Here is a 14,128-nt window from a genome sequence, read left to right as displayed (position 1 = left end):
ATCAGGGAGTTCACCCGTCGTCGGACTGGTCGGGCGTCGGCGTGCCGTGCGGGCGTCCGGGGCTCTGGGGGGCTCCGGAGCCGGACGATGTGCCGCTCGGGCCGCCACTCGGGCTGCCGCTCGGGCCCGCGGGGTCGCGCTTGGGCGGGTCCGGGATGTAGACGGTCCTGAAGTCGTCCTCCGGCATGGTCTTCACCGCGTCGCTCATCGCCTGCCGCCAGATCGGCCCCGGGCCGGTCGCGCCGAACACCTCCTGCTGGTAGTGGCCGCCGATCCGGATGTTCCTCATCGGCACCTTGTCGCCCGGGGCGCCCAGCCACACCGAGCCGGCGAGGTTGCCCGTGTAGCCGCTGAACCAGGCCGACTTCTTCTCGTCGGCGGTGCCGGTCTTGCCGGCGATCTGGCGGCCGTCGTCGAGGCCGAGGTCCTTGCCGGTGCCCTTCTCGGTCACACCGAGGAGCACGGTGTTGATGACGTCGGCCGTGCTCTCGGACATCACCTGGTCGCACTTGGCGGGGGCCACCGGCACGTCCTTGCCGTCGACCGTGGTGATCCGGGTGATCGCCACCGGCGCGCAGTACTTCCCCCGGGCGGCGAAGCTCGCGTACACGTTCGCCATCACCAGCGGGCTGACCTCCTGCGTGCCGAGGCCGAGCGCGGGCACCTCCTGGAGCTGATCGCCGTTGGCCTTGCCCGTCACGCCCAGCCTGTTGGCCATCTGCTTGACCGCACAGAGGCCGATCTCCTGCTCCATCTGCACGAAGTAGGTGTTGACCGAGCGGGCCATCGCCTCCTTGAGCTCGTACGGGCCGACCTCGCTCGCGCTCTCGTTCGGGACGCTCCCCTCCTTCTTGCCCTTGCTCAGGTTCTTCCACGTGCCGTTGCAGGTCGACATCGTCGGCCAGTCCATCCGGTTCGGCGCGGAGTACGACTGAGTGGGCTGCAGCCCCGCCTCCAGGGCGGCGGCGGCCACGATGGGCTTGAAGTTGGAGCCGGGCTGGAAGCCGACGCCGCCGCCCATCGCCGCGTCCACGTTGTAGTTGACGACGGTCTCGTTCTTCTCCTTCGCCAGGCCGTACGGGCGGGTCTGGGCCATCGCGAGGATGTTGCCGGTGCCGGGCTCGACCATCGTCATCGCCGCCGACACCGGGTCGGTGACGAACACCAGGTCCGAGACCGCCTTCTGGGCGGCGGCCTGCTTGTCCGGGTCCAGGGTGGTGTAGATGTTGAGGCCGCCCTGGTCCCACAGCTTCTTGCGGTCGGCGGCGCTCTTGCCGTACACCGGGTCCTGCTTGACCACGTGGCGCACGTAGTCGCAGAAGAAGCCCATGCCCGCCCTGGCCGTGATGCAACCGTTCTGCGGGTCGCGGTAGTTGAGCCCGAGCGGTGCCGCCTTGGCCTCCCGCGCCTGCTCCGCGGTGATGTGCTTGTTCTCCACCATCTTGTCGATGACGGTGTCCCGCCGCTTCTGCGCGGCCACCGGGTGGAGCTTCGGGTCGTACTGGGACGGGTTCTGCACCAGCCCGGCGAGCATGGCCGCCTCGGGGAGCGTCAGGTCCTTGGCGTCCTTGCCGAAGTAGCGCTGGGAGGCGGCCTGGATGCCGTACGCCTGGTGCCCGTAGAAGGTGATGTTCAGGTAGTTGGTGAGGATCTGGTCCTTGGTCAGGTCCTCTTCCAGCTTGATGGCGTACTTGAGCTCCTGGATCTTGCGGCCGAGCGTCTTGCGCTGCGCCTCCGCGACCGCCACCGGGTCGTCGCCGGCCTTCTCGACGTTGACGTTCTTCACGTACTGCTGGGTGAGGGTGGACGCCCCCTGGACGGTGGCGCCGCTCTCCGCGTTCTTGGTGATGGCCCGCAGGACGCCCTTGAGGTCGACCGCGCCGTGCTCGTAGAAGCGGGCGTCCTCGATGTCCACCTGCGCGTGTCTGATCAGCGGCGACATCTGCTCGGCCGGTATGACCGTCCGGTCGCGCTCGTAGACCTTGGCGATCAGGCCGCCCTTGGCGTCGAAGATCTGCGTCGCCTGGGTGAGCGGGGGCGTCTTGAAGTCGTCGGGAATGCTCTCGAAGCTCTCCGCGCCGTTCTTCGCACCCAGGCCGATCGCGCCGGCCGCGGGGAGCACGATCCCCGCGAGCAGGACGCCCCCGAGCACGCTGCAGCCGAGGAATCTGACCGAGTGCCCGACCAGCCCGAGCGGAGTCTGCCGGCGCCGGGGACGCGGCACCCACGTGTCGCCCGGGTCCGGGGCGGGTATGCGGCTCTTCGGTGACATAGCCGGAACACTACGGCCACGAAAAGCCGCTGGGGAGCGGGTGTCGGCCAAGCTTTGTCACAAAACCGCGACAGATTCGACTCATTCGAGGTGATCGTTCACACGTCCGGGCGGGGGCGGGGCGATCGTTCACGGTTTGTCACCCCCCGCCCGGTTTGCCGGGTGATCAGTCGGCCGGGCAGTACACGTCCTCGGCGGGGAGGCGGCCGGTGAGGAGGTAGCCGGTGACGGTCCGGTCGCCGCACGCGTTGCCGTTGGCGACGTAGGCGTCGTGGCCGCCGGAGTCGATCGACACCATGCGGGCCCGGGAGCCGAAGGCCTCGCGGAGCTTCAGGGCGCCCTGGTAGGGGGTGGCGGGGTCGCGGAGGTTCTGGGCGAGGAGCACGTTCGCCGGGCCGCGGGAGGTGATGCGGGTCGACGGCTCGGCGGGCTTGAACGGCCAGAACGCACAGGGCATGACGTTGACGGGCATGCCGGCGGTGAGCGGACGGGCGGCGCGCTCGGCGGCGGTGTCCTTGGCGTAGGCGGCCGGGTCGGTGGGCCACGGGACGTCGTTGCACAGGGTGGCGACCGAGACGGCGACGGTGTTCTGGACGGCCTGGACCGCCGGCTGCGGCACCGGCGCCACGACGGGCAGCGGGCGGCGGCCGAGACCGGCCAGCATCAGGCGGGCGAGGTCGGGGAACTTGGCGTCCGCGTAGAGGCTTTCGAGCATCGTCTCGCGCAGCACGTTGCCGTTCAGCTCGGCCGGGTTGGCGCCGGGCCAGGGCAGCGGCGCGCGGTCCAGGCGGGCTGCGAGGTCGAGGAAGAGCGGGCGGACCTCCTCGGGGGTGTCCGCGACGCGGTCCGGATTGCCGGGCGCCGACGCCCACTTGGCGAAGTCCGGGAAGCGGTCCTCGGCGCCGGGGCCGTAGTTGGCGAGCCAGCCGCGCTCGACCCGGGACGGGTCCGGGTCGTCGTTGCTGTCGAGGACGACCCGGTCGGTGTGCCGGGGGAACATCGTGGCGTAGACGGCGCCCGCGTACGTGCCGTACGACGTGCCCCAGGCGGAGAGGCGGCGCTCGCCGAGGGCCTCGCGGATGCGGTCGATGTCGCGGGCCTCGTTGCGGGTGGAGATGCTGCGCAGCACCGGGCCGCCGTTGCGGGCGCAGGTCTCGGCGACGCGGCGGGCGGTGGCGAGGTTGTCGTCGATCGAGCCGTCGGCGGCGGGCCAGGGACGGAGCTTGACCATCGCGAGGTCGGGCGTGTCGAGGCCGCAGCTGACCGGCGTGGAACTGCCGACGCCGCGCGGGTCGAAGCCGACCAGGTCGAAGCGGTCGAGGACGGACTGCGGGAGGTGCTTGGCCGCGCTGCTCGGGAGGTTCAGGCCGGAGCCGCCGGGGCCGCCGGGGATGGTCAGCAGGACGCCGTGGCGCAGGCCGGGGTCGGCGGCGGGGATGCGGGAGACGGCGATCGTGATCTGCTCGCCGTCCGGATCGTCGTAGTCCAGCGGGACGGTGACGGTGGCGCACTGCTGGCGCGGGTCGACGGTGCCCTGACAGGCCGTCCAGACCGGGCCGTTGTCCGCTGCTGCGGCGGGCAGGGCCGTGAGGACGGTGAAGACGAGAGCGGCGCCGGCGGCTGAGGCGGCGGTGCGGTTCATGTTCGGCATGGTCAGAATTCTTCGCCGGACGGTCACTTGATCCCATCCGGTCAGCCGGTCGGTCGCCGGTAGGGTAATCCCCCGCCCGGCCGGTGCGGCACGCCCACGGGTTGGTCACTGCGGTTGTCCGGCGGGTCCGGCGCCGATGATTTCGGAGGGCTGCGGCGGAGCCGGACAGCCGCGCGACAGCTGAGGAGGCGTGAGGTGGACGACGGGACGCACGGGCACGGCGACGGGCACGAGCACGGGGACGCCGGGCCGGCCGCGGCGCACGTGCACGCCCACGGGCCGGCGGCGCCCGTCTCCGCCCACCTGCGCCGGATCGTCGCGGCGGTGCTCATCCCGTTCGCGCTGGCCGTGCTGGTGGGCCTGGTGGTGCTGTGGCCGGGCGGCGTGCCGTCGCACCCGCGCACCGGGGTCGGGTTCGACCAGCAGGTCCGGCGCGGCCGGGTCACCGAGGTGCGGGAACTGCCGTGCAGCGCCGTCAATCCGGCCGACCAGGGCACCTGCCAGCAGGACACCGTCGAGGTGACCACCGGCCCGGACAAGGGCCGCACGTTCACCCTCGTCGTCCACCCGGGCGAGCCGCGGCACTACGGGGTGGGCGAGGAGGTCGTCCTCACGTACGCGCCGGACGCGCCGCCGGACCTCCAGTACAGCGTGGTCGACGTCGACCGGAACCTGCCGATGGGGGTGCTCGCGGGCGTCTTCGCGGTGGCGGTGGTCGTCGTCGGACGGTGGCGCGGGCTGGCCGCGCTGATCGCGCTCGCGATCAGCTTCGCGGTGCTCTCGCTGTTCATCCTGCCGGCCATCCTGCGCGGCTCGGACCCGCTGCTGGTGGCGATCGTCGGGGCGAGCGCGATCATGCTGATCGCGCTCTACCTGTGCCACGGGCTCTCCGCCCGGACCTCGGTGGCGGTGCTCGGCACACTCGTCTCGCTGGTCCTGATCGGCGTGCTGAGCCTGGTGTTCGCCTCCTGGGCGCACCTGACCGGCAACACCTCGGAGGAGACCGGGCTGGTCCACGACCTGTACCCGGGCATCCAGATCCGCGGCCTGCTGCTGGCCGGGTTCGTGATCGGCTCGCTCGGCGTGCTCTTCGACGTGACGGTCACCCAGACCTCGGCGGTCTGGGAGCTGCACGCGGCCGACCCCGGCATGGGCGCGCGCAGGCTGTACCGGACGGGCATGCGGATCGGCCGCGACCACATCGCGTCCACCGTCAACACCCTGGTGCTCGCGTACGCGGGCGCGGCGCTGCCGCTGCTCCTGCTGTTCTCGATCGCGCACCGGAACGTGATCGACGTGGCGACGAGCGAGCTGGTGTCCGAGGAGATCGCGCGGACGCTGGTGGGCAGCATCGGGCTGGTCGCCTCGGTGCCGGTGACCACCGCCCTGGCCGCGCTGATCGCCGCGGCCGACCACCCGCGGGCGGCGGCGCGCGGCGGCAGGCACCGGCACTCGTGACGGGCGCGTTTTTCGGAGTCAGAGGCCGAGCAGCGCCGGGTTCGAGGCGAGGGCGCGCAGCGGCTCGCGCGGGTCGGCGACCAGCCGGCGCTCCGCCAGGTCGAGGATGCCGCCGACGCCGGTGAGCTCGGCCGCGAGCACGCCGTCGGCGCGGGTGATGCGCTGCACGACCTGGAAGGTCTTGCCGTCGCGCCACACGAACGCGCAGCTCACGTCGACGGTGTCGCCGGCGCGCAGCTCGCGCAGGTACTTGATGGTGGTCTCCAGGACCACCGGGCCCACGCCCTTGGCGACCAGCTCGGCCTGGCGGATGCCGGCGGCCAGGAGGTACTCCCAGCGGGCGTGCTCGGCGTACTGGAGGTAGACGGACTGGTTGAGGTGGCCCTGGGTGTCTGTCTCGTAACCGCGCACGGTGACGCGCGTGGTGAAGTCCTGATCGGTCATGGTCGGCACGCTACTCCGGGGGTCGGTGGCGTTGCCTCGTGGTGTGCGTCACGTGCTGCGGCAGGAGGTCGACGAGCGGGGCGAGGGCTGCCGGGCGGCGGTCGACCGGCAGGTGGTCGAACTCCTCCAGGCGGGCGACCAGTTCGGCCCGCTCGTGGCCGGTCAGGGCGAGGCCGGCGGCGGCGGTGTGGGCGTCGAGCCACTGGGTGGTGGACACGACGCGGAAGAGCGTCCCGGAGAAGTCGAACATCACGCCTTCGGTCACGCCGCCGAGACTACCGGGGCCCGGGGACGGGCTCGGCGGGATGCGGCGGTTCGACGGCGGACGTTCAGCAGGCGGTCATCTCGCCCGCTACGGCAGGGTCAGGATCCGCGGGCCGTCCTCGGTGATGGCGACGGTGTGCTCGATGTGGGCGGCGCGGGTGCCGTCGGTGGTGCGGAGGGTCCAGCCGTCGGGGTCGGTGGTGTAGTCGTCCCGGCCGCCGGCGGTGAGCATGGGCTCGATCGCCAGTACCAGGCCCGGACGCAGCGGGTAACCCCGGCCGGGGCGGCCCTCGTTGGGCACGTGCGGGTCCTCGTGCATGCGGCGTCCGATGCCGTGGCCGCCGAAGCCGTCCGGCAGGCCGTAGCGGCCGGCCCGGGCGACGGTGCCGACGGCGTGTCCGATGTCTCCGGTCCGCTTGCCGGCCACGGCGGCGGCGATCCCGGCTTCCAGGGCGCGGCGGGTGGCGTCGATCAGCGCGGTGTCCTCGGGGCGGGCGGTGCCGACGGTGAAGCTGACGGCCGCGTCGCCCGCCCAGCCGTCGAGGACGGCGCCGCAGTCGATGCTCACGAGGTCGCCGTCGCGCAGCCGGTAGCCGTCGGGGATGCCGTGGACGACGGCGTCGTTCACGGAGGCGCAGATGACGGCCGGGAAGGGCACGGGCGCGAAGGAGGGCCGGTACCCGAGGAACGGCGAGGTGGCCCCGGCGGCTCGCAGCACGCCCCGGGCGACTTCGTCCAGCTCCAGCAGGCCCACCCCGACCGCCGCCTCGGCCTGGACGGCGGCGAGGGCGTTGGCGACGACGCGGCCGGCCTCGCGCATGGCGGCGAGGGCGGCGTCGGACTTGATTTCGACCATGGCGGTGCGGTGTCCTCTCGGGATCCAATTCTTATACCGGTATTTGTATCACGGTCGAGGGGAGAGGTGGAGGGGGCGGGGAGAGGGAAGCGACGGCCGCCAGGGAGCGGGGGCTGCGAGGAATCAACGCGGGGCCCGGACAGGGCCTAGGATCGATGGCATGGTGAGGACTCCGCTGACCCCGTGGGAGCGCGAACGTGGCGAGCGCTTCGGGGCGCTGCTGCGCGAAGCACGTGGAGGGCGCAGCATGGTCGAGGTGGCCGCGGTGGCGGGTGTCTCGGCGGAGACACTGCGCAAGATCGAGACCGGCCGGGCGCCGACGCCGTCGTTCTTCACGATCGCCGCGCTCGCGTTCGCGCTCGGCCTCTCCCTGGACGAGCTGGCCGCCGCCTGCGTGCTGCCGGAGGACGGCGAGGCGCTCTCGGCGTGAGCCGGAAGCCGAAACGCCCGCCCGGGTGATCCCGGCGGGCGTTCGGCGTCGGGAGCGTCAGCCCACCGAGCTGTTGTAGCCGTCGATCGCGGGCTGCAGCTCCTTGGCCGCGTCGGCGAGCGCCTGCTGCGCGGTCTTCGAGCCCTTGATGGTCTGCTCGATGGCGGTCTCCACGCCCTTGCGCGCCTGCGGCATCACGCCGAGCAGGCAGCCGGCCGTGGCCGGGGTGGGCTTGGTGGCCTTGAGCTGGTCGATGGCGGTCTGGAACTGCGGGTACTTGGCCACCCACTCCTTGTCCTTGGGGTCGTCCAGGGACTTGGTGTTGACCGGGAAGTACCCGGTGCCGGTGTGCCAGGCGGCCTGCTGCTCCGGCGAGGTCAGGAACTTCTCGAACTCCCACGCCGCGCGCTTCTCGGCGTCCGAGTGCCCCGGCCCGCTGATCCACAGCGAGGCCCCGCCGATGACCGGGCCGCCCTGGTCACTCGCGGCGACCTTCGGGAAGGCCGCGGTGCCGACGGTGAACCTGGCCGCCTGGGTGTAGCCGCTCAGCACGCCGGTGGACTCCAGGTGCATGGCGACGGTGCCGGCCTTGAACGCGGCCTGGGCGTCGTCGGTGTTGCGCCCGGTGTTGGCCGCGTAGCCGTTCTTGACCAGGTCGGCCCACCACTGGACGATCTGGGCGCCCTGGGCGGAGTCGAAGACCACCTTGCCCGCCTTGTTGCTGCGCCCGTTGTCCTGGTCGCAGTACATCGTGCCGGACTCGGCGAGCAGTTGCTCGACGAACCAGCCGTAGATGGCGGCGCCGAAGCCGTAGCGCACGGTCTGGCCGTTCGCGTCCTTCCTGGTCAGCTTCTGCGCGAGGTCGCCGAGTTCGGCGAGGTTCGTCGGCGGCTTGGCCGGGTCGAGGCCGGCCTCCTTGAAGGCGTCGGTGTTGAGGTAGAGCAGCGGCATCGAGGAGTTGAACGGCATGCTCTCCAACGTGCCGCCGGCCGAGTAGTAGTTGCGGATGTTCGGGTCGAGGTCGGCGAGCGAGTAGCCGTCCTTGTCGGCGAACGCCTGGGCGGGGATCGTCTGCTTGGAGTCGATCATGAAGCGGGTGCCGATGTCGTAGACCTGCACCACGGCGGGGGTGCCCTTCTGCTGCACCGCGGCCTTGTACTTGGCGACCAGGTCGTCGTACTTGCCCTGGAACTCCGCCTTGACCTCGATCTTGCCCTGGTGGGCCGCGTTGAACTGGCCGACCAGGCCGTTCAGCACGTCGGCGTTCTTGCCGGTCATCGAGTGCCAGAACTCGACGGTGGTGACGCCGGAGGCCTGGTCGAGGGCCTGGGCGCCGGGCGCCGCCGCGTCGCCGGAACCGCCGCCGGAGCCCGAGGTGGAGCCGCCGGAGCTGCAGGCGGTCAGGGACAGGCCGGCCACCAGCAGGGCCGCGAGCGCGCGTGCACTCTTCTTCACGGTGGTTCTCTCTCTATGGGGAGCGGTAGGGACGGACGGACTGCTCAGCGGACGGCGCCCGCGGTCAGGCCGCGGACGATGAAGCGCTGGCCGAAGACCACCAGGGCGAGGGTCGGCAGCAGCGAGAGGACGACACCGGCGAGGATCAGGCCGGGGTCGGACATCTCGGAGTCGCGCAGCGAGGTCAGACCGATCTGCAGGGTCTGCATGTTCGCCGTGCGGGTGATGATGAGCGGCCAGAAGTACTGGTTCCACGCGGACAGGAACACGTAGATCGAAAGCGCCGCGAGAGCGGGCTTGTTGAGCGGGACGACGATCTTCCACAGGAAGCGCCAGTGGCCCGCGCCGTCGATCCGGGCCGCGTCGCGCAGCTCGGCGGGGAGCTGGCGGAAGGACTGCCGCAGCATGAAGGTGCCGAAGCCGGAGGCGAGGAAGGGCAGCACCAGGCCGAAGTAGGTGTTGCCGAGGCCCCAGTCCGACAGGGTCAGGTAGTTGGGGATGATGATGGCCTCCCACGGGACCATCAGCGTCGCCAGGAACACCCCGAACACCACCGCCCGCGCCCTGACCGGCAGGAAGACGAAGGCGTACGCCGCCAGGATCGAGGTGAACAGCTGGGCGAGGGTGATGGCCGTCGCCGTGATCGCCGAGTTGGCGTACTGGCGGGCCAGCGGGACGGTGTCGACGGCGCCGGAGAAGTTCCGCCCGGTGACCGAGTGGGGCACCAGCGCCGGCGGGTACGACGAGAGTTCGGAGGGGCCCATGAACGCGCCGGCGATCGCGTAGTACACCGGGAAGGCGACGGTGACGACGGCGGCGGCGAGCATCAGGTGGACAACGGCACGGGCGAGCAGCTCGCGCGGGGAGCGGCCGGCGAGGACGCCCGTACGGCGACGGGGCTCCACGGCCTCGGTGGCTTCGGCGGCTTCGGTGGCTATCGAGGTCATGCGTAGTGCACCTTCCGCTCCAGGACGCCGAACTGGACGGCCGTGCAGGCGAGGACGACCAGGAGGAGCACGACGGCCTGCGCGCTCGCGGTGCCGAAGTCACTGGAGCCGTACGCGAACGCCTTCTCGTACACGGAGTAGACGAGGGTGCGCGTGGCGCCGTCCGGACCGCCCTTGGTGAGGATGTGGATCTGGCCGAAACTCTGCAGCGAGTGGACGGTGGAGACCACGGTGAGGAAGAACAGGTGCGGGCCGAGCATCGGCACGGTGACCGAGCGGGCCAGCCGCAGGCCGGTGGCGCCGTCGAGCCGGGCCGCCTCCGTGATCTCGCCGGGGATCGAGCCGACGCCGGCCGAGAGCACCAGGACGTTGTAGCCGAGGTTCATCCAGACCGTGGTGGCGGCCACCGAGACCAGCGCGTACCGGTCGTCGGTGAGCCAGCCGACGGGGCCGAGGCCGACGTGTGAGAGCAGGCCGTTGATCACCCCGCTCGCGGGGTTGAAGAACACCGCGAACACGACCGACGCGCTGGCCACCGAGAAGGCGAACGGCAGCGCGAACGCGGAGCGCAGCAGCCGCACGCCGCGGATCCGGCTCTCCAGGAGCAGCACCAGCACGAGCGCGCCGAGGACCCCGGGCACCACGGTGAGCAGCGTGAACAGGGCGGTGGTGACCAGCGTGCGGCCGAAGTCCGCGGAGCTCAGCAGGTCGGTGTAGTGCTGCCATCCGACGTAGCGGGAGGGCGCGCCGAACAGGTCGTTGGCGTGGGCGCTCAGGTAGAGGGTCCGCCCCAGCGGGTAGCCGATGAACAGGGCGAAGACGACCAGCGAGGGCAGCAGGAAGGCCCAGGCCAGGCCGTGTTCGCCCCAGCGGTGGCGGCGCCGCGGGTGGGGCGCGGGGTGCGGTGCGGTCGGCATGGGTAAGCGCGTCCGCCTTTCGTGATGTCGGTTCCGGCCGAAACCGTGTCTTGCCCGTGCGACGCGTCGGAAACCTGGCGGTGAGCAACTGGTGACCATGGGATTGCGCGTTCGCGTCAAGTCCGGCCGGTCGTGCGCGGATCGGCCTTCGGGCTGTCGGTGGGTCGTCGTACGGTTCCCACGTGAGCGACGAGATCTTCGACATGCGCGCAGGAATGGCCGGATCCTTGCGGGGGCGCGAGGGCGCCTGGGCCTTCGTCAGGGGCTTCGCCGGGTACTGGGGCGAGCCGCTGGGGCCCGGCGACGGCTTCGCGGACGCGGAGCTCGACACGGCCGAGCGGCGCCTCGGCCTGCGGCTGCCGGCCGCGCTGCGCGAGGCGTACCGGCTGTTCGGGCGGCGGGCGGACCTGACGAGCAGCCACGACACGCTGCTGACGCCCGGCGAGCTGTTCGTCCTGGACGGCGCCCTGGTGTACCGGGCCGAGAACCAGGGCTGCGCGCACTGGGGGATCCTGCTGGCGGACCTCGCCGAGGACGATCCGGCGACGGTGCTGCGGATGGACCTCGCGGACAAGTCGCAGGAGCGGTGGGAGCCCTGGGAGCCGCGCTTCTCGGTGGCGGCCGCCGCGATGGCGATGACGGAGAAGCTGCTGGAGGACCACGAGCTGACGGACTTCGCCGAGCCTGAGGGCGAACTGCCCCCGACGTTGCGGGAGTTGCCGGCGCTGGGGCGTGAGTGCCGGTGGTTCGAGGGGCCGGACGTGCTGGTCGCAGTGGTCGAGGACTTCTCGATGACGGCCCGCGCCCAAAGCGCGGAGGCGCTGGAGGCGCTGTACCGGGCAGTGCCCGCGGACTGGCTCAACGGCTGAGCGAAGCTGGGCCGTTGAGCCCGACCGTACCGGTGTCAGGCCGTGGTGCCGCCGTCGAGGACGAGGTCGGCGCCGACGGTGTACCCGGCCTCGGGCGAGGCGAGGTAGAGGACGGCGGCGGCGACCTCCTCGACGGCGCCCGCCCGGCCGACGGGGACGGCGCCCTTCATCCGCTCGGCCTTGTCGGCGACGCTCTCCCCGGGCCGGGAGGACATGGGGGTGTCGACCGGTCCGGGGCTCACCAGGTTGATCCGCACGCCGTCCGCGATGTGGTCGCGGGCGGCGGCGCGGGTGAGCGCGGTGACGGCCGCCTTGGTGGCACCGTAGGCGCCGAGGCCGGAGAGGCTCATGTGGGCGCCGAGGTTGGAGGAGACGTTGACGATCGCGCCACCGCCGTTCGCGCGCAGGTGGGCGATCTGGTGCTTCATGGCGAGGAACGTGCCGGTCAGGTTGACGCCGAGCACGCGCTGGAACTCCTCCTCGTCGACGTCGGCGATCTTGCCGAAGGCGCCGCCCACGCCCGCGTTGTTGACGGCGACGTCCAGTCCGCCGAGGTGCTCGACGGTCTCGCGGACCAACCGGGCGGCGTCCGCGCTGTCCGCCACGTCGCCGGTGAGCGCGACGGCCCTGCCGCCCTCACGCTCGATCAGCCCGACGGTCTCGGCGAGCGGGCCCTCGGTGCGGCCCGCGACGGCGACCCGGGCGCCCTCCCGGGCGAAGGTGAGCGCGATGGCCCGTCCGATGCCGGTGCCACCGCCGGTGACGAGGACGCTGGTGCCGGCGAAGCGCTTGGCCATGACGAGTACTCCTTTATTGAACGTTCGGTTCAGAATCGACACAGAAAAGGCCCGCGTCGCCACAGCCGCTTTCCGTCAGCCCAGCAGGACGAGCACCTGCTCCGCGGCGTCCCGCACGCGGGCCGGCCCGTCCGCGACCTTGCCCATCACGCGCATGCCCTGCAACAGCACCATCAGCATCCGCGCGAGCGCCCGGGGATCCCGCCCGGCGGGCAGCTCCCCCTGCGCCCCGGCGCGCACGAGCGCGGCGGTGAGCAGCGCCTCCAGGAGTCCGAGGCTCGCCTCCACCCGGCGGGCGGCCGCCGGGTCGTGCGGGGCCAGCTCGACCGCCGTGTTGGTGACGAAGCAGCCGCGCTCCCGCCCCTCCCCGATGGACGCCGCCGCGTACCGGCGGATCATCGCACGGACGGCGGGCAGCACCGGCCCGGGCTGGGACAGCTCGGCGAGCAGCACCGGGTCGGTCTGCTCGCTGTAGCGCTCCAGCGCGCGCAGGTACAGCTCGTGCTTGCTGCCGAACGTGGCGTACAGGCTCGCGCGGGCGATCCCGAGCCCCTCGACCAGGTCGGCCATGGACGTGGCCTCGTAGCCGCGCCGCCAGAACAGGTCGAGGGCCGCCTGGAGCGCCGCGTCCGGGTCGAATTCCTTCGTTCGCGCCATAGTGGAACGTTAAATCTTTCGAGATCGGTCAGTCAAGAAAGAGCCCGCAAGGGACGCGATGGAGCCCTCCACCGCCGGTCGGCCTGACGGAATTCGCCGGCCCTTCGAAGGATCTGACGGATCATTGTCAAATGGACTAGACCAAGGCTACCCTTACCCACCACCGCTCCTCCCCTGCACCAGGAGGCCTTGCCCCGTGTCCGTGCACTTCTTCGCAACCCCGCGCGTGGTGGCCGACACCGCCCGACCGATCGCACTGGCGGCCTTCCGGGTCGTCGTCGGACTGCTCTTCGCCTGCCACGGCGCCGCGTCGCTGTTCGGGGTCCCCGGCGGCGCCAAGGGCGGCGGCACCATCCCGCTCGGCCAGTGGCCCGGCTGGTGGGCCGCGCTGATCCAGCTGGCCGGCGGCACCCTGGTGCTGCTCGGCCTCGGCACCCGCTGGGCCGCGCTGCTCTGCTCCGGCTCGATGGCCTACGCCTACTTCACCGTCCATCAGCAGCATGCGCTGCTCCCGCTGCAGAACGGCGGCGAACCGTCCGTCATGTTCTGCTGGGCGTTCCTCGCCATCGCCGCCATCGGCTCCGGCCCCTATGCCCTGGACCGGCTGCTGCCGGGGCGGGCCAGGGCCGCCACGCCCGCCACCGAGCCCGCCCGGGCGGGCTCGGCCGGCTGATCCGTCACTCCGCCCCGGCGAGGTGCCGCTCGACGGATGCGACCTTGGCGGTGAGGCCGTCGGTCACGCCGGCCCGGTCGTCGATCTTGATGACCGTGCTCACCCGCCCGCTGTAGGCCTTCACCGCCTCGATCGCGTCCCTGATCACCGGCATCACCTCGTCCCATTCGCCCTCGATGCTGGTGAACATCGCGTCCGTGCGGTTGGGCAGCCCGCTGGCGCGGACCACGCGGACGGCGGCGGCCACCGCCTCCCCCACGTCCTCGCCGATGCCCAGCGGGGTCACCGAAAACGCTGCGATCACGGCCTTGCACTCCTCTCGAAAAGCACACTGGTCGCGGTCCCGGGCCCTCATCCTCCCCACCCTCGGCCCGGGCACCGGCGCCCTCGTCACCGGCGCCGTCAACGCCGTCTCCGGAGCCGCCGTCGTGCTCTGGC

Annotated in this window: 15 protein-coding genes; 4 read left to right on the top strand and 11 right to left on the bottom strand. The window is 71.9% G+C overall.

Going from position 1 to position 14,128, the window contains the following annotated elements; translation table 11 throughout:
* Positions 1-10: 10 nt before the first annotated feature.
* Both ACWCXH_RS10105 and ACWCXH_RS10100 read right to left on the bottom strand, forming a co-directional pair.
* Positions 11-2,272: a transglycosylase domain-containing protein gene (locus ACWCXH_RS10105; RefSeq protein WP_449800913.1), complete on the bottom strand. Its 2,262-nt coding sequence runs from the start codon at positions 2,270-2,272 to the stop codon at positions 11-13.
* A 166-nt stretch (positions 2,273-2,438) separates the two neighbouring features.
* Complete coding sequence (locus ACWCXH_RS10100) at positions 2,439-3,923, bottom strand: alpha/beta hydrolase (RefSeq protein ID WP_449800912.1); 1,485 nt, start codon at positions 3,921-3,923, stop codon at positions 2,439-2,441.
* Between the two features lie 195 nt (positions 3,924-4,118).
* Between ACWCXH_RS10100 and ACWCXH_RS10095 the strand changes: the two genes are divergently transcribed.
* The gene (locus tag ACWCXH_RS10095) at positions 4,119-5,381 is read left to right on the top strand and encodes a YibE/F family protein (RefSeq protein ID WP_449800911.1); all 1,263 of its coding nucleotides are present in this window, start codon (positions 4,119-4,121) and stop codon (positions 5,379-5,381) included.
* A gap of 18 nt (positions 5,382-5,399) precedes the next feature.
* Here ACWCXH_RS10095 and ACWCXH_RS10090 read toward each other — a convergent pair whose 3' ends face one another.
* From ACWCXH_RS10090 to map, 3 genes are all read right to left on the bottom strand, one after another.
* Positions 5,400-5,825, bottom strand: a complete 426-nt coding sequence (locus tag ACWCXH_RS10090) for an acyl-CoA thioesterase (protein ID WP_449800910.1) — start codon at positions 5,823-5,825, stop codon at positions 5,400-5,402.
* Positions 5,826-5,835: 10 nt separating this feature from the next.
* Entirely contained in the window at positions 5,836-6,090 is a 255-nt protein-coding gene (locus ACWCXH_RS10085; protein ID WP_449800909.1) for a hypothetical protein, read from the bottom strand.
* 87 nt (positions 6,091-6,177) lie between these two features.
* Complete coding sequence (map, locus tag ACWCXH_RS10080; protein ID WP_449800908.1) at positions 6,178-6,945, bottom strand: type I methionyl aminopeptidase; 768 nt, start codon at positions 6,943-6,945, stop codon at positions 6,178-6,180.
* A 160-nt stretch (positions 6,946-7,105) separates the two neighbouring features.
* Between map and ACWCXH_RS10075 the strand changes: the two genes are divergently transcribed.
* A complete protein-coding gene (locus ACWCXH_RS10075; RefSeq protein WP_449800907.1) occupies positions 7,106-7,375 on the top strand; it encodes a helix-turn-helix domain-containing protein in 270 nt (89 codons plus the stop codon).
* 57 nt (positions 7,376-7,432) lie between these two features.
* On the opposite strand, the gene ACWCXH_RS10070 is transcribed toward ACWCXH_RS10075, so the two are convergent.
* The 3 genes from ACWCXH_RS10070 to ACWCXH_RS10060 are packed head-to-tail and all read right to left on the bottom strand — an operon-like array spanning position 7,433 to position 10,694.
* Complete coding sequence (locus ACWCXH_RS10070; protein ID WP_449800906.1) at positions 7,433-8,830, bottom strand: ABC transporter substrate-binding protein; 1,398 nt, start codon at positions 8,828-8,830, stop codon at positions 7,433-7,435.
* A 44-nt stretch (positions 8,831-8,874) separates the two neighbouring features.
* The gene (locus ACWCXH_RS10065) at positions 8,875-9,777 is read right to left on the bottom strand and encodes a carbohydrate ABC transporter permease (protein ID WP_449800905.1); all 903 of its coding nucleotides are present in this window, start codon (positions 9,775-9,777) and stop codon (positions 8,875-8,877) included.
* Positions 9,774-10,694 carry a carbohydrate ABC transporter permease gene (locus ACWCXH_RS10060; RefSeq protein ID WP_449800904.1) on the bottom strand — a complete coding sequence of 307 codons (921 nt, stop codon included), beginning with the start codon at positions 10,692-10,694 and terminating at the stop codon, positions 9,774-9,776. Before ACWCXH_RS10060 ends, ACWCXH_RS10065 begins: the two co-directional genes overlap by 4 nt.
* A gap of 182 nt (positions 10,695-10,876) precedes the next feature.
* On the opposite strand from ACWCXH_RS10060, the gene ACWCXH_RS10055 reads away from it, so the two are divergent.
* Entirely contained in the window at positions 10,877-11,563 is a 687-nt protein-coding gene (locus tag ACWCXH_RS10055; protein WP_449800903.1) for an SMI1/KNR4 family protein, read from the top strand.
* A gap of 35 nt (positions 11,564-11,598) precedes the next feature.
* On the opposite strand, the gene ACWCXH_RS10050 is transcribed toward ACWCXH_RS10055, so the two are convergent.
* Together ACWCXH_RS10050 and ACWCXH_RS10045 are read right to left on the bottom strand one after the other, a co-directional pair.
* Positions 11,599-12,360, bottom strand: coding sequence for an SDR family NAD(P)-dependent oxidoreductase (locus ACWCXH_RS10050; RefSeq protein ID WP_449800902.1), 762 nt, complete (start codon positions 12,358-12,360; stop codon positions 11,599-11,601).
* A gap of 75 nt (positions 12,361-12,435) precedes the next feature.
* A complete protein-coding gene (locus ACWCXH_RS10045; protein ID WP_449800901.1) occupies positions 12,436-13,017 on the bottom strand; it encodes a TetR/AcrR family transcriptional regulator in 582 nt (193 codons plus the stop codon).
* A gap of 196 nt (positions 13,018-13,213) precedes the next feature.
* Here ACWCXH_RS10045 and ACWCXH_RS10040 point away from each other — a divergent pair, with 196 nt between their 5' ends.
* Positions 13,214-13,690, top strand: a complete 477-nt coding sequence (locus tag ACWCXH_RS10040; RefSeq protein ID WP_449800900.1) for a DoxX family protein — start codon at positions 13,214-13,216, stop codon at positions 13,688-13,690.
* Positions 13,691-13,694: 4 nt separating this feature from the next.
* Here ACWCXH_RS10040 and ACWCXH_RS10035 read toward each other — a convergent pair whose 3' ends face one another.
* A complete protein-coding gene (locus tag ACWCXH_RS10035) occupies positions 13,695-13,994 on the bottom strand; it encodes an MTH1187 family thiamine-binding protein (RefSeq protein WP_449800899.1) in 300 nt (99 codons plus the stop codon).
* Between the last annotated feature and the right edge of the window lie 134 nt (positions 13,995-14,128).

This window comes from Kitasatospora sp. NPDC001660 (assembly GCF_053596725.1).
The sequence above is the reverse complement of the archived record's forward strand: the minus strand, read 5'-3'. Positions and strand labels throughout refer to the sequence as shown.

Excerpts from the sequence above, each read along its gene's own strand:
- ACWCXH_RS10105 (WP_449800913.1), bottom strand. The coding sequence starts at position 2,272 with ATGTCACCGAAGAGCCGCATACCCGCCCCGGACCCGGGCGACACGTGG.
- ACWCXH_RS10100 (WP_449800912.1), bottom strand. The coding sequence starts at position 3,923 with ATGCCGAACATGAACCGCACCGCCGCCTCAGCCGCCGGCGCCGCTCTC.
- ACWCXH_RS10090 (WP_449800910.1), bottom strand. The coding sequence starts at position 5,825 with ATGACCGATCAGGACTTCACCACGCGCGTCACCGTGCGCGGTTACGAG.
- map (WP_449800908.1), bottom strand. The coding sequence starts at position 6,945 with ATGGTCGAAATCAAGTCCGACGCCGCCCTCGCCGCCATGCGCGAGGCC.
- ACWCXH_RS10075 (WP_449800907.1), top strand. The coding sequence starts at position 7,106 with ATGGTGAGGACTCCGCTGACCCCGTGGGAGCGCGAACGTGGCGAGCGC.
- ACWCXH_RS10065 (WP_449800905.1), bottom strand. The coding sequence starts at position 9,777 with ATGACCTCGATAGCCACCGAAGCCGCCGAAGCCACCGAGGCCGTGGAG.
- ACWCXH_RS10060 (WP_449800904.1), bottom strand. The coding sequence starts at position 10,694 with ATGCCGACCGCACCGCACCCCGCGCCCCACCCGCGGCGCCGCCACCGC.
- ACWCXH_RS10050 (WP_449800902.1), bottom strand. The coding sequence starts at position 12,360 with ATGGCCAAGCGCTTCGCCGGCACCAGCGTCCTCGTCACCGGCGGTGGC.
- ACWCXH_RS10045 (WP_449800901.1), bottom strand. The coding sequence starts at position 13,017 with ATGGCGCGAACGAAGGAATTCGACCCGGACGCGGCGCTCCAGGCGGCC.